This window comes from Salegentibacter holothuriorum, from assembly GCF_900168045.1.
In the GTDB taxonomy this organism is placed as follows: domain Bacteria; phylum Bacteroidota; class Bacteroidia; order Flavobacteriales; family Flavobacteriaceae; genus Salegentibacter; species Salegentibacter holothuriorum.
Map to the genome: position 1 here is coordinate 243,184 of NZ_FUYY01000003.1, position 18,933 is coordinate 262,116.

At 36.5% G+C, this 18,933-nt stretch carries 15 protein-coding genes; 6 read left to right on the forward strand and 9 right to left on the reverse strand.

Translation table 11 applies throughout. From position 1 onward, the window contains the following. Window positions 1-85: 85 nt before the first annotated feature. A complete protein-coding gene (locus B5X51_RS09630; protein ID WP_079720965.1) occupies window positions 86-2,545 on the reverse strand; it encodes a S9 family peptidase in 2,460 nt (819 codons plus the stop codon). A 129-nt stretch (window positions 2,546-2,674) separates the two neighbouring features. Between B5X51_RS09630 and B5X51_RS09635 the strand changes: the two genes are divergently transcribed. Beyond that, entirely contained in the window at window positions 2,675-3,685 is a 1,011-nt protein-coding gene (locus tag B5X51_RS09635; protein ID WP_079720966.1) for a 3-oxoacyl-ACP synthase III family protein, read from the forward strand. A gap of 86 nt (window positions 3,686-3,771) precedes the next feature. On the opposite strand, the gene B5X51_RS09640 is transcribed toward B5X51_RS09635, so the two are convergent. The 3 genes from B5X51_RS09640 to B5X51_RS09650 all read right to left on the reverse strand — a co-directional run bounded on the left by B5X51_RS09640 (window position 3,772) and on the right by B5X51_RS09650 (window position 5,007). Continuing rightward, window positions 3,772-3,963 carry a hypothetical protein gene (locus tag B5X51_RS09640; RefSeq protein ID WP_079720967.1) on the reverse strand — a complete coding sequence of 64 codons (192 nt, stop codon included), beginning with the start codon at window positions 3,961-3,963 and terminating at the stop codon, window positions 3,772-3,774. Further along, window positions 3,956-4,201: a putative signal transducing protein gene (locus tag B5X51_RS09645; RefSeq protein ID WP_079720968.1), complete on the reverse strand. Its 246-nt coding sequence runs from the start codon at window positions 4,199-4,201 to the stop codon at window positions 3,956-3,958. The genes B5X51_RS09640 and B5X51_RS09645 overlap by 8 nt, the downstream gene beginning before the upstream one ends. Window positions 4,202-4,278: 77 nt before the next feature. Continuing rightward, window positions 4,279-5,007 carry a hypothetical protein gene (locus tag B5X51_RS09650; RefSeq protein WP_245828734.1) on the reverse strand — a complete coding sequence of 243 codons (729 nt, stop codon included), beginning with the start codon at window positions 5,005-5,007 and terminating at the stop codon, window positions 4,279-4,281. Between the two features lie 253 nt (window positions 5,008-5,260). Here B5X51_RS09650 and B5X51_RS09655 point away from each other — a divergent pair, with 253 nt between their 5' ends. Next, on the forward strand, window positions 5,261-5,815 hold the full coding sequence (locus B5X51_RS09655) for a fasciclin domain-containing protein (RefSeq protein WP_079720970.1): 555 nt from the start codon (window positions 5,261-5,263) through the stop codon (window positions 5,813-5,815). Between the two features lie 131 nt (window positions 5,816-5,946). Next, a complete protein-coding gene (locus B5X51_RS09660; protein WP_079720971.1) occupies window positions 5,947-6,534 on the forward strand; it encodes a DUF4136 domain-containing protein in 588 nt (195 codons plus the stop codon). A gap of 163 nt (window positions 6,535-6,697) precedes the next feature. Here the strand turns inward: B5X51_RS09660 and pheT are convergent, their stop codons facing one another. The 3 genes from pheT to recG all read right to left on the reverse strand — a co-directional run bounded on the left by pheT (window position 6,698) and on the right by recG (window position 12,613). Beyond that, window positions 6,698-9,124: a phenylalanine--tRNA ligase subunit beta gene (gene pheT, locus B5X51_RS09665; RefSeq protein WP_079720972.1), complete on the reverse strand. Its 2,427-nt coding sequence runs from the start codon at window positions 9,122-9,124 to the stop codon at window positions 6,698-6,700. 248 nt (window positions 9,125-9,372) lie between these two features. Beyond that, the gene (locus tag B5X51_RS09670; protein WP_079720973.1) at window positions 9,373-10,287 is read right to left on the reverse strand and encodes a tetratricopeptide repeat protein; all 915 of its coding nucleotides are present in this window, start codon (window positions 10,285-10,287) and stop codon (window positions 9,373-9,375) included. Window positions 10,288-10,513: 226 nt separating this feature from the next. Further along, a complete protein-coding gene (recG, locus tag B5X51_RS09675) occupies window positions 10,514-12,613 on the reverse strand; it encodes an ATP-dependent DNA helicase RecG (RefSeq protein ID WP_079720974.1) in 2,100 nt (699 codons plus the stop codon). Between the two features lie 119 nt (window positions 12,614-12,732). On the opposite strand from recG, the gene B5X51_RS09680 reads away from it, so the two are divergent. Genes B5X51_RS09680 through B5X51_RS09690 form a run of 3 tightly spaced genes read left to right on the forward strand, consistent with a single transcriptional unit; the run spans window position 12,733 to window position 16,676 of the window. Continuing rightward, the gene (locus B5X51_RS09680; protein WP_079720975.1) at window positions 12,733-14,847 is read left to right on the forward strand and encodes a M1 family metallopeptidase; all 2,115 of its coding nucleotides are present in this window, start codon (window positions 12,733-12,735) and stop codon (window positions 14,845-14,847) included. Between the two features lie 3 nt (window positions 14,848-14,850). After that, window positions 14,851-15,753, forward strand: a complete 903-nt coding sequence (locus B5X51_RS09685) for a patatin-like phospholipase family protein (RefSeq protein ID WP_079720976.1) — start codon at window positions 14,851-14,853, stop codon at window positions 15,751-15,753. Then, window positions 15,753-16,676 (forward strand): patatin-like phospholipase family protein, encoded by a 924-nt coding sequence (locus tag B5X51_RS09690; protein ID WP_079720977.1) that lies wholly within the window; start codon window positions 15,753-15,755, stop codon window positions 16,674-16,676. The genes B5X51_RS09685 and B5X51_RS09690 overlap by 1 nt, the downstream gene beginning before the upstream one ends. Here the strand turns inward: B5X51_RS09690 and B5X51_RS09695 are convergent. Beyond that, window positions 16,673-17,194: a DUF7935 family protein gene (locus B5X51_RS09695; protein WP_079720978.1), complete on the reverse strand. Its 522-nt coding sequence runs from the start codon at window positions 17,192-17,194 to the stop codon at window positions 16,673-16,675. The genes B5X51_RS09690 and B5X51_RS09695 overlap by 4 nt on opposite strands. Further along, window positions 17,191-18,813 (reverse strand): FMN-binding glutamate synthase family protein, encoded by a 1,623-nt coding sequence (locus tag B5X51_RS09700; protein WP_079720979.1) that lies wholly within the window; start codon window positions 18,811-18,813, stop codon window positions 17,191-17,193. Before B5X51_RS09700 ends, B5X51_RS09695 begins: the two co-directional genes overlap by 4 nt. Window positions 18,814-18,933: the final 120 nt, after the last annotated feature.

Consider the following 18,933-nt stretch of genomic DNA (forward strand, 5'->3'; position numbering starts at 1 on the left):
TCTAAGATGTTAGAAGCTGAAACAAGTTCAGCTTGACGGAAGGAGAGCTTCTCAAACAGCCTAATTGAAGTATAAAACCTAAAAGTTAATCCTTCATTTCTTCTGAAGTTTCAATATTTCCGGCTTCTTCTTTATTCTTCACGTATTGTTCTAACCATTGGTCTTGCTCCCAAAGCACGTGTAGAACAGATTCTTTAGCGCTGTAGCCGTGACTTTCCTTTGGTAACATTACCAAACGAGCAGTAGCGCCCAGTCCTTTTAAGGCATTAAAATAACGTTCACTTTGCATAGGGTAAGTTCCGGAATTATTATCTGCTTCCCCGTGAATCAATAAAAGAGGAGTTTTCATTTTATCGACATGCATAAATGGAGACATATTGTAATAAACTTCTGGAGCTTCCCAATAGCTTCTCTCTTCACTTTGGAAACCAAAAGGAGTTAGCGTTCTGTTATAGGCACCACTTCGGGCAATACCTGCAGCAAAAAGATTAGAATGTGATAGTAGGTTTGCCGTCATAAAGGCACCATAACTATGGCCACCTACTGCAACTCGGTCACGATCTATATAACCCATTTCGGCAACCGCGTCTATAGCTGCTTTTCCATTTGCAACCAGTTGTTTTCTAAAGCTGTCATTTGGTTCTTCTTCACCTTCTCCAATAATTGGGAAAGAAGCATCGTCTAATACCACATAACCACGATTTACCCAATAAATTGGAGAACCATAATAAGGATAAGTGAAATCGTTGGCATTTGAAGTATTCTGTGAAGCCGAATTTTTATCCTTGTATTCTCTTGGGTAAGCCCAAACGATCATAGGATGTTCTTCAGGGTTTTCTTTGTCAAATCCTGCAGGTAGATAAAGTGTTCCGTTTAATTCCAATCCATCTTCTCGCTCGTAAGTAATTACTTCTTTACTTACGTTTTCAAGACTTTTAAAAGGATTTTCAAAAGAAGTAATTTGTGTTAGGTCTTCTTTATCATCTATGTCTCTAATATAATAATTAGGATATTCGGTAGCCGATTCTATTCTTACCAGGATTTCTCCGTCTTCAATATCTAAAGCTTCTACAAGAGTTTCTTTCTTATCGTTGTATTCAGATTGGTATAGACGTTCGGTTTCACCATCTTCCAGGTCGATTTTATCTACAAAAGGAAATTGCCCTTCCTCGCTATAACCGGCTCCAAGTAGAAAAGCATCTTCATCATCAAGTTTTAGAATACTCTGGCCAAAATCATTTTTTGTAGTAACAAAACTTCCGGGGTCGCTGTAACGATCCTGATAATTCCTGTCAAAGATCACTTCAGGTTCTTCAGAAGCGTCAGACGGGTTAAATACATAGGTTCTTGTATTCCGAGTATTCCACCAATAATCATTAGCTATGGCAATCTCATCATTTCCCCAGGTTATTCCTGAAAAACGATCTTTTGTTTTTAGGATAGCATTTCCTTCACCACTAAACGGTGCTTCTAAAACAAAAACTTCATCCCTAAAATCTACTTCAATTTCAGGGTCGCCCTCATCTAAAGCTTTTACATAAACCAGTGTAGAAGGTTTATCGCTGCGCCATTGTAAATTTCTTCTTCCAGTTTGGGTAGACATAAATCCTTTAGGCAGATCTTCCAATAGGGGTTCGTCATTTACCTGGTTTACCATTTCCCCGTTTGCCGAGTAAATATTTGTTTCTGAAGGAAATCTATAATATGGAACCAAATAAGAAAAGGGTTTTTTTATGTGATTAACCATTACATACTCACCGTTTGGAGAGAAAGAAACGTTACTGTACATTTTAGCGTCCATCCATTTTTGTGAAGTACCATCTAGATTTACTTTTACTAATTCTGAACGGGCTAATTGCTCAAAGTTATATTCGTCGTTAGGGTTTTTAAGCAAATCCTGGTAGGTACGGTTTTGCGCTTCTTTTCCATCACTTACTGAAACAGTAGGTCCCGTTGGAATAGCAGTTTCGGTATTAATTAAATCCTTACGATCTTCAGGAAGCATTTTAACTAAAACCGATGAATTATCTTTAAACCAGTTAATCACATCGCGCATATTTGCGTTAAGATTAGCTTCGGTTAATTTTTTGGCCTGGGCATTTTCAAGATCCATAACCCAAAGTTCTACCCCCTTATTTGTAGTGTGGGTAAAAGCAATTTTTGTTTCATCTGGAGACCAACTAAAATTCGCTAAACGTGCATTTTCGGGTAAACCTTTTACCTGGGTTGGAGTTTCGGCATCAATAGGTTTAACTTCCAGGTTATTATAATACCTGGCGCGGCTGCTAATATTAGTTACAGGATTAATTCTTAATCCTCCAAGTCTTAATTCTTCTTCGCTAAGTTCAGCGATAGATTTATATTGATCGCGATATAGAAACACCATCATTTCTCCGTCACTATCTAAAATTGTAGAAGGCGCTAATGGCACATCTACCAGCTCAAGGATTTCACTGGGCGGTTTTTGATAGGTGAGATCTTCCTGGGCAAATAGCGCAGGGAAACTCAGCATTAAACTAAAAATACTTAAAATAATTTTTCTCATAAAAGTGTGGTTTTTGAAATTAAATAAAAATGTGCCATAATCGTAGTAATAGTTATCTTTACTATATTGCGTATTACATTTTTATTAAATTTAAATTGACTAATGTCTAAATATACTAAACAATAGAATATGTATCAATCTAAAATAGCCGGAGTTGGAAGTTATGTTCCAGAGAATGTTGTTACTAACGATGATTTGGCGAAAATAATGGATACTAATGATGAGTGGATTCAGGAGAGGACGGGTATCAAAGAACGTAGACATATCAAGAAAGGAGACGGTAATTCTACTGCTATAATGGGCGTGAAAGCAGCCAAAATAGCTATTGAGCGTGCTAAGATTGACAAAGACGATATAGATCTAATTGTTTTTGCCACCCTAAGTCCAGATTATTACTTTCCTGGTTGTGGGGTGCAGGTACAGGAAATGTTAGCTATAAATACCTGCCCGGCTTTAGATGTAAGAAACCAGTGTAGCGGATTTATCTATGCACTTTCAACTGCCGATCAATTTATAAAAACCGGGATGTACAAGAATGTGCTGGTTATTGGTAGCGAAAACCATAGTGGCGGACTCGATTTTAGCACTCGTGGGCGTTCGGTTTCTGTGATTTTTGGAGATGGAGCAGGAGCAGTGGTTTTAACCAGAAGCGATCATAACGGAGAGGGAATTCTCTCTACTCATTTACATGCTGAGGGAAAACATGCCTTAGAACTTTCTCTAAAAGGGCCAAGTACAAATCACTGGGTTCCAGAGATTATTGCTGAAAATCCGCAGGGAGACGATATTCCATATTATCCTTATATGAATGGTCAATTTGTGTTTAAAAATGCGATTCAGCGTTTTTCTGAAGTGATCATGGAAGGTTTAAAAGCCAATGGATTGGAAGTTAAGGATATTGATATGTTAATTCCGCATCAGGCAAATTTGAGAATTTCACAATATGTTCAGCAGAAATTTAAATTAAGCGACGACCAGATTTATAATAATATTCAGAAATACGGAAACACTACAGCAGCATCTATTCCTATTGCTTTATGTGAAGCCTGGGAGAAAGGAAAAATTAAAGATGAAGATGTTGTGGTATTAGCCGCCTTTGGTAGCGGATTTACCTGGGCAAGTGCCGTGTTAAGTTGGTAATAATAACTAAACCCATAAAAATAAAAAGGTCATTCTATAAAAGAAATGACCTTTTTTATTTTTATGGGTTTAGTAAATTGTATTTTCTAGACTTTTCTAAAATATCTAAATAGATCATAGATTCCGAAAACTATAAAGCCTACTGCCAGAATGGATCCAAAATTATCTGTTTCGGCTGCAGTTAAGTGGGTGTAGAGCCTGTAGGTACCATATACAAGAAAAAGAATTCCCAGTATTAAATACCATTTGTTGCGTTTTCCTCCTTTGAGGTTATTCATCTTTATAATCTTTTGGGAAGGTTGTTTTAGCAATTTTTAAGGCTTCATCAAAATGATTATTTACTACAAAAAGTTGAACCTGTCCCGGTAAACCACCTCCAAAGCCGGCACGCAGGCCTGAATCAAAATCGTTTCTCACCCGCGAAGAAATCCCCGCTTTACCAAAAAGTTCCTGTAAGTATTGGACATTGGTGTCAGAACCTGTATATACTCGTTTGTAAGATTCGTCTGAACTCATAATTTATAGTTTTTATTACTAACTAAAATACGAAGTATAATATAGCTTAAGGACTATTTTATATAGAGTTTAACGTTCTAGGCATTATAGTATTTACTTCGCCAAATAGCCGAGCTAAAATTCTTCCCTTTTTTAAAACCATAAAAAATAGATAGACCAGCAATCCACTTAAATACAAAGAAAAATATCATTAAAAACTGTGTGGTGGTTTGTTGTGGAGAAAAAAGTCCATCTGGAATTAGTAGCGCAAGTAAAAAACTTCCAGCAAGTAACACAAGGGTGAAATTTTCTAAATACTTAAAAGGCCACATCATCAACTTTCGTAAAGGATGAAGATCATTGCCCCATTTGTGTATTAGATAAAAATAATTGTTGCCCATGGGAGCAAAAAGTAAAGGATCATCGGCGTTTTCAAGTTTAAAAAGTTTAGAAGGCGCAACAATTTTGAAACCTTTTAAAGTCATTTGCTGCTCCTTTTCTAAAGCTTTAATTTTAGAGAGTGTTTCGTAAGGAATTTCTCCTTTAAAATAAATACTGTCTAAAAAACGCAAACGATAATCAATACAAAGTTTTTCAATATCAGAAAGGTGAAAAATTCTATTGCTTTCTAATAGGTCCAGGTTAAAATTATTAACTCCGGCATCTCCATTATGAATTTCCTTTAGAATTTCATCGTCCTTTCTTGCTTCATTTTCAAATATCTCCTGTACCTGTTGTAAAATGTTTGCTGTAGAAATCCTTTTTTCTCTAGACTTATACAACTGTATTTTTAAATTGGTGCGAGGTAAATTTAAGTTCAACTTCATTTTCTTTTTCTTTAGCATCTATCACTAAATTAAGTAATTAAGATGATTCTTGCAATCATAATTTTTAGTCTTACTGTCCTGGTGTTAAAACTATACTAATTAGATAATTTTAAATAATGTTTAACTAATTTAAGATTAAATTAGACAAAAATTAAAATGAACGAATTCTTAATGAAATGCTAAATCGAATAAAAATAAAAACCGAAGCACTTCTAATCTCGTTTATTTAATAAACCATTTAAAAATTATTGTTATGAGAAATTTAAAACTATTAGGAATTTTTTGTTTCCTATTTATTGGCGGGACTTTAATGGCCCAAAACGGATCTACTATGGTTGGCGGTGCAGAAATGTATCCCAGCAAGAATATTGTAGAAAATGCTTCGCAATCTAATGATCACACTACTTTAGTAGCTGCAGTAAAAGCTGCTGGATTAGTAGAAACCTTACAAAGCGAAGGTCCTTTTACTGTATTTGCACCAACAAATGCCGCTTTCGAAAAGCTACCAGCAGGAACGGTAGAAACACTTTTAAAGCCAGAGAACAAAGAGAAATTGCAGGCTGTTCTTACTTACCACGTAATTGCGGGTGATTTTAAAGCAAAAGATGTTGTAGCCGCTATTAAAAATGGCGACGGAAAAGCTACTTTTGAAACCGTGCAAGGTGGAAAACTTTACGCGATGATGGAAGATGGTAAAGTAAAGCTTAAAGACGCTTCAGGTAATGTAGCTACCGTAACCGTTGCAGATGTAAATCAATCAAATGGGGTTGTTCACGTTATTGATACAGTAGTATTGCCAGGGAAATAAATTGCTATAGAAAAAGAAGAATTAAAGAGCGGTCTATATGGCCGCTCTTATTTTGTTAATTAAATATCAAATAAGTTATATACTTTTCCTAGTTCTTAAGGAAGGCTTATTTTGAGTGAAAATTGAAGTTTATGAAAAAAGTAAAACTATTTATTACGTTAATTATGGCCGGAGCCTTTATGATGTCTTGCGGCTCTGGAAGCAATATTTCTAAAGACTCGGCCAAAAAAATAAAGAAGTACAATACGTATTCTTATTTACCTAATAAGGATACTATTAAAGATACTGATTATGATAATGATCGCATTCACGAAGTTATTATAGCTACCATAAACAATAATATGTCTAGCGAAGGCTATGCTATAGATAATAGCAGGCCAGATGTTTTAGTGTATGTTCACACGATGTTTGATGAAAGAATAGTTGATGTAAATGCAAATCCTGTTTATACTAATTTTTCATACTATCGTCCTGGGCTTTACATAGGGCCATATTATGAAGATTATACTTATGACAACTATTTTACTGTACAGCGAATTACCGCGGCAGAGAAGGTTAAACAACTTCCTTATAAAGAAAAATCAATTGTTATAGATCTAATTGACAGAAGAACAAATCAAATTTTATGGCGTGGCACTGCCGATGAGGAAATTGGTTTAAAAAGATTAGAAAGAGATATAAGAGATTACGTAGATGAAATTTTTAAAGAATTTCCATAATTTTCTTTAGCAGATAATAAAAATTGGCTGTTTAAAAGTTCCTAACGTCACTCTGAACTTGTTTCAGAGTCTAAGCTAAATTGAAACTTAGTTCAAGTTAGAACCTGAAATAAATTCAGGTTGACGTAAAGATGGAAATTTAAGCAGCCAATTTTATATAGTATTATCTTAATTCAGCTTGAAGTTCTTCTTCAAATCTTTGCTGAAGTTTTTTCATCATTTTATCTACCTGCTTATCGGTAAGGGTTTTATTATCATCCTGAAACTTAAAACTTACCGCGTAACTTTTCTTCCCTTCCGGAAGATTTTTTCCCTGGTAAACATCAAAAAGATCTACTTCCTTAAGCAGTTTTTTCTCTGTTTTTAGGGCGATTTGCTCAATTTCTTCATAAGAAACATTATTATTCAATAGCAGAGCAAAATCACGTCTTACCGTAGGATATTTTGGAATAGCGTTAAAACTTGTCTTTCTGGTTTTGATCACTTCCAATAAGGCGTCCCAGTTAAAGTCGGCGTATAATACTTCCTGGTCAATATCAAAATGCTTCAATACTTTTTTACGAATTACTCCAAATGAAACTAGATTGTTTTTTGCTGAAGAAAATATAAGTCCTTCCGAAAATACATCAGATTTTACTGCAGAAGGTTTTAAATTTTGAATTCCTAATCTTTGAAAAATAGATTCGATAACCCCTTTCAATAGAAAGAAATCGGTTCTTCCTGAAGTTGAATTCCATCGTTCTGCATTTCGGTTTCCACTAATAAAAATAGAAAGGTGTTTATTTTCTACTCGACTACCGTTAAAATCGTGATAGGTTTTCCCGAATTCAAATAATTTTAAATCGCTGCGTTTTCTGTTAATATTATAACTCACAGATTCTAAACCTGAATACAGCATAGATTGGCGTAATACAGATAAATCCTGACTTAAAGGATTTAGCATCTTTACATTATGAGAAGCGTTCAATTGCTCACTCAATTCAGTATAAGATGGGGATGTTAATGAGTTGGCCATTGTTTCGTAAAAACCCTGTCCCACTAGCTGATTAGCAATTAAATTCTGAAGCCGGTAATCTTCAAACTTAGAAGAATTGGCTACTGAAGCATTTAATTTTTCGCCAAACTTAATATTGTTGTACCCATAAACTCTTAAAATCTCTTCAATCACATCGGCTTCACGCTGCACATCTACCCGGTAAGATGGAATTGTAAGGCCCATTCCGGTTTCGGTAACATTATTCACGCGAATTTCCAGAGAAGCGAGTATAGATTTAATGGTTTCCTGCTGAAGATTCTCCCCAATAAGCTTGTTTACCTTATCAAAGGTTAGAAAAACCTGGAAATCTTCTATTTTCTTCGGATAAAGATCGTCAATATCACTGGTTACCTCACCACCGGCAATTTCGGTAATTAAAAGTACGGCACGTTTTAAAGCATATTCGGTAATGTTAGGATCAATTCCTCTTTCAAACCTAAATGAAGCATCGGTATTTAAGCCATGTCTTTTAGCGGTTTTCCTAACGCTCACCGGATTAAAATAAGCACTTTCCAGGAAGATTTGTGTGGTAGTTGAGGTTACCCCGCTTGTAGCTCCTCCAAATACACCAGCGATACAAAGCGGTTTATTGGCATCACAGATCATAAGATCTTCTTCGTGAAGTTCGCGCTCTACCTCATCTAAGGTGGTGAATTTAGTGCCTTTATCTAAAGTTTTAACGTTGATTTCATTTCCGGCTATTTTTCCGGCATCAAAAGCGTGTAAAGGTTGCCCAAGCTCATGCATTACATAATTAGTAGCATCTACAATATTATTCTTTGGACCAAGACCTATGGCCTTTAACCTATTCTGAAGCCATTTTGGTGATTCTTCAACCTTAAGTCCCGAAATTGTCACTCCGCAATATCTTGGAGCAAGCGCCGAATCTTCAACCTGTATTTGTATTTTAAGACTTCTATTATCTACATGAAAACTACTAACTGAGGGAGTAATAAGTTCCAGGTTTTTCCCCTGTTGGGTATAACCGGCTTTAAGATCTCTGGCAACACCCCAGTGGCTCATGGCATCAGCACGGTTTGGCGTTAGGCCAATTTCAAAAACCTGGTCGTTTTCTACTTCAAAAATTTCGGCTACGGGAGTTCCGGGAATAAGGTCATCTTTCATCACCATAATCCCTTCGTGGCTTTGGCCAAGACCAAGTTCTTTTTCAGAACAAATCATTCCAAAACTGGCTTCACCCCTAATCTTCCCTTTTTTAATAGGCCAGGCTTCTCCATTTTCATCATAAAGTGTAGTACCAATTGTAGCAACCGGAACTTTTTGTCCCGCTGCAATATTTGGTGCTCCGCAAACAATTTGTACCTGTTCTCCATTACCAAGATCTATGTTGGTAAGTTGTAATTTATCGGCATTAGGATGACTTTTACATTCTAGAACGTGACCAACTACAATTCCTTCAAGTCCACCTTTAATACTTTGAAAACTATCCAGGCCTTCCACCTCAAGTCCAAGATCAGTGAGTAGTTCTCCGGTTGCTTCTTCAGCTTCAGGAAGTTTAATGAATTGTTTAAGCCAGTTATATGAAATTTTCATGTCTTAATATTTTCAGTTCGCAAAGATAGTATTACGAATAGTTTTGACATAATTTGAAATTTTAATTTTACTCGATAATCGAGATTTATATCCTTTGTAGGTTACTTCGATTAAAAAAATGATTTTTTGATTAAAACCTAAGGAACACTGGCCGGGGTTTTTAATGGATTAATTCAGGGAAATTCATGAAAAAAAAAGGAGCTCCCTAAGGTGCTCCTTTTAAACGCTAATTAAACTTAAACTAATAATTAAGCTTCTCTTTTAAACTCCATTTTATTTACAAGTTCCCAATCCTGGCTTCCTTCTTTTGGTAGATAAACATGCCATTCTATATGGTCTTTATCTTTTTTTAAGATTACGTGTTTGGCTTGTTTTTCTTCATTGTTTTGTATGTAATCTTCCATGAACTCAAATTCTCCATTACCTTTATCGGTTATAGATAAATCAGAAACCTGAATTCCATTTGGGTTTACTGCATTAACATAAGCCATTTGGTAAGTGTCATCCATAGCATCGTAGGCTACTATTCTCTCGCAGCAAGCAACATTACCTTCTTTGGTATGCGTTATTCTTAAAACTGATTCCCCAGGTAAGTAAGTAATATTTTGTGTGCTTTTGGGTATATCCATTGCCTGGCCATCTCTGTAGCCGGTTTGTGTTATTTCCCAGTCTCCTGCTAGAAAATCTAGCTTTCGATGCTTATTTTCTAAACGAGCTAATTTTGAAAGCGAAGCTTGTTTCATTTCGGTTTTTTCTGCTTCATCCTCTATGTTTTCCGCTAATTTTGCCGCTTTTTTAAAATGTTCTTTGGCCTTCTCATTCTCTCCTTTTTCCAATAATAGGTCGCCATAAGAATCATAAGGGTTAGCTTGTTCTGGATATTCCTCAATTTGAGCTTTAAAAACATGCTCTGCAGTTTCCAGGTCATTATCCTCCATCATCAATTTATACCCAAGTAAATTTAAAGGTTCCTGTAAACCTTCGTATTCTGCAGTTTTATGCTCTTCATACATTTTCATCGCCTCATCAAGACCATTGCTTTTATATTCTTGATATAATTTCTCTTCCAGGGTTGTTTTGTTGTCTTCCTGAGCAAACAGTAAGCTACCGAATAAAATAAGGATTAAGCTCAGCAGCTTTTTTAAAATTATTCCTTTTTTCATAATATTAGGTGTTTTGGTTATCACCTAAATTTACGCAATAATGCGGCGAAAAAAATCTCATGAAATCTTGTTAGATGTTGTAAATCAGTTATCTGTTTGCTTGCTTGTTGTTGGGAAGCCTTGGTTTAACTAGAGAGATAGGATTTAAAAAATTTGAAGCGATAATATTAATTATGGTTAAAATCAAGGGAAACTCAGTAGGGTTTTTCTGAAGCAAAATTGATTCCTAGCTAATATAGTTCCAGATATTTTTATGTTTTGCCAGTTGAGCATAGGTAAAACGCAACACCTTATTTTTTTCAAGAGAGAGGCTGGGGTCTTCTTTTAGAATTTGCATCGCATGGTAACGTGCCAATTTTAGAATGTCATTATCTTTTACAATATCGGCAATTTTTAGGTTTAAAACGCCGCTTTGTTGGGTACCCATAATATCTCCGGGGCCTCGTAATTTCAAATCAACTTCAGCAATTTCAAAACCGTCGTTAGTAGCAGTCATGGTTTCCAGCCTGGTTTTACTATCGTTAGATAATTTGTGTCCCGTCATTAAAATACAAAAGCTCTGTTCAGCGCCACGGCCTACACGCCCCCTAAGTTGGTGAAGTTGTGAAAGGCCAAATCGCTCGGCACTTTCAATAATCATTACACTGGCATTTGGAACATTCACGCCAACTTCAATTACGGTGGTTGCGACCATAATTTGGGTTTCACCGCGCACAAAACGATCCATTTCATAATCTTTAGCGTCAGATTTCATCTGGCCGTGAACTATAGAAATTTGTTCATCTGGAAATTCACGAGCAATACTTTCATAGCCGTCCATTAAATCTTTATAGTCCATTTTTTCCGATTCCTGAATCAATGGATAAACCACATAGATTTGGCGCCCTTTTTTTATTTCATCTTTTATAAAAGCAAAGACTTTAAGTCGGTTGCTATCATAGCGATGAACTGTTTTTATTGGCTTTCTGCCGGGTGGTAATTCATCTATTACCGAGATATCCAAATCGCCATAAAGACTCATTGCCAGGGTTCGCGGAATTGGCGTTGCCGTCATTACCAAAATATGTGGAGGTACTTTGTTCTTTCGCCATAATTTTGCCCGTTGTGCCACCCCAAATCGGTGTTGTTCATCTATAACGGCCAGTCCTAAATTTTTGAACTTCACCTTATCTTCCAGCAAAGCATGAGTGCCAATAAGAATATCTATTTCTCCATTCTCCAGCTTTTCGTGAATTTCCCGCCGCGCTTTTGTTTTAGATGAACCGGTAAGCAAGTAAATACTGGTGTCCAGATCCTTACATAGTTCTACAAGACCATTATAATGCTGAATTGCAAGAATTTCAGTTGGTGCCATTAAGCAAGCCTGGAAACCATTGTCTAAAGCAATAAACATAGACATTAGCGCCACAATTGTTTTTCCTGAACCAACATCTCCCTGTAGTAAACGGTTCATTTGCGCACCGCTTCCCAGATCTGCTCTAATTTCTTTAATAACTCTTTTTTGTGCACCGGTAAGTTCAAAAGGAAGGTGATTACTATAGAATTCACTAAAATTTTGCCCAATTTCTTCAAAAACAAAACCTTTTATTTTCTGCTTTTGTAGCATGTTTTTGATGAGCAATTGCAGCTGAATGTAAAACAGTTCCTCAAATTTTAATCGAAACTGAGCTTTTGCCAATAATTCCTGGCTCTGCGGAAAATGAATATTGAATACTGCTTCTACTTTTGGGATCAATTTTAATTCGGTAGTGATTTCCTCAGAAAGCGTATCATAGAATTTACCTTTGGTTTCAATAAAAAGCTGTTGCATCAATTTATTGATTACCCTATTGGTAATTCCAGATTTGGCTAATTTTTCGGTAGAAGGATAAATAGGCTGCATCGCAGTGCGCAGTTGTTTTTTATATTCTTCCACCGATTCCATTTCTGGATGTGGCATACTAAAAAGGCCATTAAACCAATTGGTCTTTCCAAAGATCACATAAGGGGTGTTGATCTTTAAATTCTCCCTAATCCATTTTTGGCCCCGAAACCAAACGAGTTCCATTTTTCCGGTGTCGTCAATAAAATCGGCCACCAAACGCTTACCTCGTTTCTGATCAACACTTTTTATATGGGTGATTTTCCCCACCACCTGTACTTCAGCTGAATTTCGTTGTAATTCATTTATTTTATAAAACCGGGTTTTATCCAGATATCGGTTAGGGAAGAAATTAACTAGATCCTGGTAGGTATGAATGCCAAGCTCTTTCCGGAGTAGATCGGCGCGATTTGGGCCAACTCCTTTTAGGTAATCTATGGGCGTTTGCAGAATATTAGCGTTCATAAAAACGAAGATATTAAAATCAGGTTTTTTAGGTTGAATTTCCTATAAAAATAAACCTGATTTTTTCTGAAGCCATACTTTTGTCAAGTTTTTGTAATTTGCAAGGGTAGATTTTTATTATGAAATATCCCCTTATCACCCTCTTTTTTTGTTTCTGTTGGAATGCTTATAGCCAGACACCCATAGCAGATTCGCTAAATCAAATTAATAGTATAGATTTTAAAAAAGCGGAAGCTGAAATCCGGGTTCTTCCAAAGGAAAAGCGCGTTTCAGGTACCATAAAATATAGTTTTGAAACGCTAAAAAGTATCGATTCGTTTTACGTAGATGCCAGGAATATGAACTTTGATGAGGTTCTGCTGAACGACGAGCCCGTAAAACCCAGAAACACCGGGCAGCGCATTTGGATAAAGAATGAATTATCACCTTCGGAAAACAATTCACTTCAACTTAAATATTCAGTAGCACCAAAGCAAGCCGTTTATTTTGTCAACTGGGAGATTGCCGATTCTATAAATGCACCTAAACAAGTCTGGACACAAGGGCAGGGAAGATACACTTCCAATTGGTTGCCTTCTTTTGACGATCAGCGGGAAAAAGTTGAGTTCGATGTTTCGTATCAATTTCCCCAAAGGCTGGAAGTGATGGCGAATGGAGAACTCACTGCGACTTCTATAACCGATTCTCTAAAAAAATGGAGTTTTGACATGCAGCGGCCTATGAGTAGCTATTTGCTGGCTTTTGCTGCGGGAAATTATTTAATGGAGGAAACCGAATCTTCTTCAGGAGTTACTTTACAATATTATATGCCGGTTTCAGAGGAAAGTAAATTAGAGCCTACTTATCGTCATACCAAACAGATTTTTAATTTCCTGGAAAGTGAAATCGGTGTTGCGTATCCATGGCAAAACTATAAACAGGCACCAGTACGTGATTTTCTGTATTCCGGGATGGAAAATACTAGCGCGACTATCTTTGACCATGCTTTTATTACTGATTCTATAGCTTTTAAAGATCGAAATTATGTAAGCGTAAATGCACACGAAATGGCTCACCAATGGTTTGGAAATTTGGTGACCGCAGAAACCGCAAACGATCATTGGTTACACGAAGGTTTTGCCACTTTTTACGCTTTATTGGCAGAACGGGAAATTTTTGGAGACGATTATTATTACTGGAAGCTCTACCAATCTGCCGAGCAATTAAAGGAATTAAGCGATCAGGGTAAAGGCGAAGCTGTAACCAAACCCAGGGCAAGCTCGCTTACCTATTATCAAAAAGGAGCCTGGGCTTTGCATATTTTGAGAGAAAAAGTAGGCAAAGAAGCTTTTAACACAGCAGTAAAGAATTACCTGGAACGATATAAATTTAAAACAGCCACTACCAGTAATTTTATAGCCGAAGTTGAAGCAGCTGCGAATGTAGATTTGTCCGATTTTATGGCGAAGTGGTTAAACCAAACCGCCTTTCAAGGGTTTGCGGCCCTAAATTCTTTAAAGAATTCTGAATTTATAAAGAAGCATTTAGAAATCCTTGCCCTAAGAGAAACTCCGCTGGAGAAAAAAGAAGCTTTATTAAGTGCAGCTTTAGATTTTCCGGTAAGTGATTATACCGGTCAGGAAGTGGTTTATCAATTGGCAGATGAAAATTCAGAAACAGCCCTATACCTTTATAAAAAAGCATTTGAAACCAATAATGTTTATGTTCGGCAGGCTATTGCTAGTAGTATACAGAGAATTCCGAAGCAACTTAAAAGCGATTTTGAGTCTTTGTTGGACGATGAATCCTACCTTACAAAGGAAGTAGCGTTACTAAAATTATGGATGAATTTTCCGAAGGAAGTTTCGACTTATTTAGATAAAACTAGGGGAATCACCGGTTTTACTAATAAAAACGTGCGAATGCTCTGGTTAACCTTAAACCTTATTACACCAGGTTATGAGCCTGAAAAACAACAGGAAGCTTACCAGGAACTTTCAGGGTATACGGCAACCTACTATCCAATAGAAATAAGGGAAAACGCTTTTGGTTATTTATACCAAATAAATAGCTTTACTACTCAGAATTTGCTGGATCTATTGCAGGGAACACAGCATCATACTTATAGGTTTAGAGACTATAGCAGGCAATTGCTGGCTGCTTTGATAAAGAAAGAGGAATATCGACAAAAATTCTTAGCTTTAGATGATCGTCTTTCTCAAAAAGAGCTGGATTATTTGGAAACTAAACTTTAATTAATGCGGGCATTGGTAATATCTGGAGGAGGAAGCAAAGGCGCTTTTGCCGGCGGTGTTGCCCAATATTTAATTGAAGAATTAAAACGGGATTACGATCTTTATTTGGGAACTTCCACCGGGAGCTTACTAATTTCTCACCTGGCTTTAAATAAATGCGAGAAGATAAAGGATATTTATACTTCGGTAAACCAGGACAGTATTTTTAATAATCGTCCTTTTCTTATTAAAAAGCGTCACGGTTATGATCAGATAAGTATTAATCATTTTAGCGTGATCCGTAATTTTATTCAGGGGAAGAAAACTTTTGGTGAAAGTAAAAACTTGAAAAAACTCATTGCTAATACCTTAACCAAAGAGGAGTTTTTAAGTTTAAAATCCAGTAAAAAGGATATTGTAGTTACTGTTTCTAATATTTCGCTAAATATGGTGGAGTATAAATCTATTAAGGATTTTGAATATGAAGAATTCTGTGAATGGATTTGGATTTCCTGTAATTATACTCCTTTTATGAGCCTGGTGCAAAAAGACGGTTGCGAATACGCCGATGGTGGTTTGGGGACTATGGTACCCATAGAAGAGGCTATTAAAAGAGGAGCAACGCATATAGATGCAGTTATTCTACAAACCGAAGCCACTTTTTATAATAGAATGCCCTCCAAAAACGTGTTTGGACTCATTACTAATTTGTTTCGGTTTATGTTGGATAGAATAGAAAAACAAAATATTCAAATTGGAAAATTTGCGGCAGCAAATAAAAATGCGACCATAAATTTTTACTACACACCTACGGTATTAACTACCAATTCCCTTATTTTTGATGAGAAACAAATGAAAACCTGGTGGAAAACTGGCTATACTTATGCCAAAGAAAAAAGCGAGGAAATAAACCAAATTGAACCTTAATGCGTGCACTGGTAATATCGGGCGGGGGCAGTAAAGGCGCTTTTGCAGGCGGCGTTGCTCAATATTTAATTCAGGAAGAAGGCAAGAAGTACGATTTATTTCTGGGCACTTCTACCGGAAGTTTATTAATTCCGCATCTTGCTATGGGGAATATTGATAAGGTTTACGAAATGTACACCAATGTAAACCAGCGCAAAATCTTTAATGTAAATCCTTTTGTGGTAAAGCGAAAAGAAGGTAGGGAGTATGTGACGATTAATTATTTTAATATGTTCTGGCAGTTTGTTCGGAAAAAAAGAACATTTGGAGAAAGTCTAAATCTTAGAAAGCATATAAAACGTAATTTTTCTGAAGAAAATTTCAATGAGCTTAAAAGCCAGGTGGAAGATGTAGTGGTAACGGTTTCTAATTTGTCTAAAAATCGCGTAGAATATAAATCGATTAACGACTTCACTTACGACGATTTTTGTGATTGGATCTGGATAAGTTGTAATTACATTCCGTTTATGAGTTTGGCCAAAAAGAATGGCTTTGAATATGCCGATGGCGGCCTGGGCTGTGTAGTTCCAATTCGGGAAGCAATAAAGCGTGGAGCTACAGAAGTTGACGCTATTATCCTGGAAGCCGAAAACATGGAATACAACAAGGTTTTGGGTAAAAACCCTTTTTCTTTAATGATCAACCTTTTTGGTTTTCTGTTAGACCAGGTAGAATATCACGATATCGTAGAGGGAAAACTTGCCGCTTTAAATAAGAAAGTGAAATTAAATACTTATTATACCCCCACCAAGCTAACTGAAAACTCTCTGGTATTTAATAAGAAGTTAATGGGAGAATGGTGGCAGCAAGGTTACGATCACGCTAAAGAAAAGCATTTGCAATACCTGGCTACCAAAAGAAAAGGTTTTTTCGGCTTGTTTTAAATAAAGCGTTTTACTTCATTTTTTAGATAAGCGAGCGCAGCTTCGGTCGGGGATTGTTTTTCCATAAGGTTTTTTAGGATTATTTCTCTTAGTTTATCCGCGTCGGTTACACTTTCCTGTTGATTCGCTTTTCTAATAATGCCTATTGTGGCATTTTTCGCCGTCTTTATATAATCCCAGGTCTCCGTAGAAAGATAGATTTGCTGGGCAAGATTGTGCTCAAATTCCTGTTCAATAGTATTAATCAATAATCGCTCGTAGGCTTCTTTATCATTAGAATTAGGTTTTATTCTAAATAAAAGTTTTCCGGGAGAAATTCTTTCTAAAAATAGCGTCATCCGTTCATAAGCCTGTAATTTAAGAGGGAGTGCTGTTTTTTGTGTTTCTCGGTGTAATAGGAAATTCCTTCTGTTTTGTTCATTTTTATTATATGAACTGAAAAAATAAAATGCTACTATTCCAACTATCAAGGCTGGAAGAATGGCTAATAAGATTTGTGAGAGTTCTATTTGATTCATTGATTTTTATTATGGGGCGTAGTTTTCTCTGTTTCCGCCTCTTTTGTAATTACTTCTTTTCTTTTATATATAGCTCCCAAATTGGGATCGTTTTTGTGAATATGAACACCCTCGAAAGGTACTTTTTCTTTATGATACGAAAAAGTACCTGCCAGGCTTTTTGCCAGGTTTTGATCACTAAGATTTATTTCTACATCATCCATAGTAAATTGACAGGGATGTTCGTAACCGCAAGCATGTGTCATTTCTAATAATTCTTTCCTAAACTTTGTAAAATAAAAGTTGACACGCCTGGATTTTTCCTTAATATTTATACCTGCTTGTAGCCATTTATTTTGGGTTGCTACACCGGTGGGGCAGGTGTTGTTGTGGCAGGATTGCGCCTGGATGCAGCCAATACTCATCATCGCTTCCCGGGCTACATTTATACAATCTGCGCCAAGGGCAAAAGCCATAGCCGCCTGTCCAGGGAAACCAAGTTTTCCACTACCAATAAAAACGATCCTATCCGTAATTCCGTGGTTTAAAAAGACCTGGTAAACATCTGTGAAAGCATAAATCCACGGCAGGGAAACGTGATCAGCAAAACTTGGCGGAGCAGCCCCGGTGCCTCCTTCGCCGCCATCTATAGTAATAAAATCGGGACCTCTCTTTGTTTGGGCCATAATAGAAGCCAATTCTTTCCATTGATCGAGTTTTCCTACTGCCGATTTTATGCCTACGGGAAGTCCTGTGGCTTCTGCTATTTCTTCAATAAAATCTACCAATTCAGGCATATCGTTAAAAGCAGAATGGCTTGGTGGTGACAACACATCTTTACCAATTGGTACATTTCTTATTTCTGCTATTTCTTTAGTAATTTTTGAAGCGGGTAAAACACCACCCTTCCCGGGTTTAGCTCCCTGTGACAATTTAATTTCTATGGCACGAATCTGTTTGTTTTCATTCACTAACTCCACCATTTTCTCCATAGAAAAATTACCATCATTATCTCTAACTCCAAAATAACCGGTTCCAAAATGAAATACTACATCAGCTCCTTTTTGGTGATAAGGGGAGAGCCCGCCTTCACCAGTATTATGATATGCGCCTGCTTCTTTACAGCCCTCGTTTAGTGATGCAATAGCTCTAGCCGATAAGGAGCCAAAACTCATTGCCGAAACATTAATGATAGAGGCCGGCCTAAAGGGTCTTTTTCTATTATTGAATTCTCCCATAACCTTGGCACATGCAATAAAACCCGGATCCAGGTTGTTTGGATGATCCTCTTTAAGTTTTAAGGGTAGCATGGCATTATTAATAAAGATATAGTGGGTAGAAAATATATCCTGATCTGTACCAAAGCCTTCATAATTGTTTTCATTTTTTGCTGAAGCATAGATCCAACCACGCTCGCTACGGTTAAAAGGTAATTCATCGCGATTACTGGCCACAATATATTGTCTTAACTCGGGCCCAATTCCTTCAAGAATATATCTAAAGTGCCCTATAACAGGAAAGTTATGCTTAATAGTATGTTCCCGATTAAAAAATATATCCCTAATTGCTATTATAGCGAAAAAAATAAGAACCCAGCCCCACCACGGGATTGCACTTAAAAAGCTTAAAATATTTTCCATGCTTATTTGTTTAAATAATCTATTGTTAATTGAGACATCGTTTTTATCTCTATTCTTTTATTTTTTCTGCCGAAGTATTAGTCTGCGGCTCAATTTCCTGAACCGCTAAAGTAAAACTGA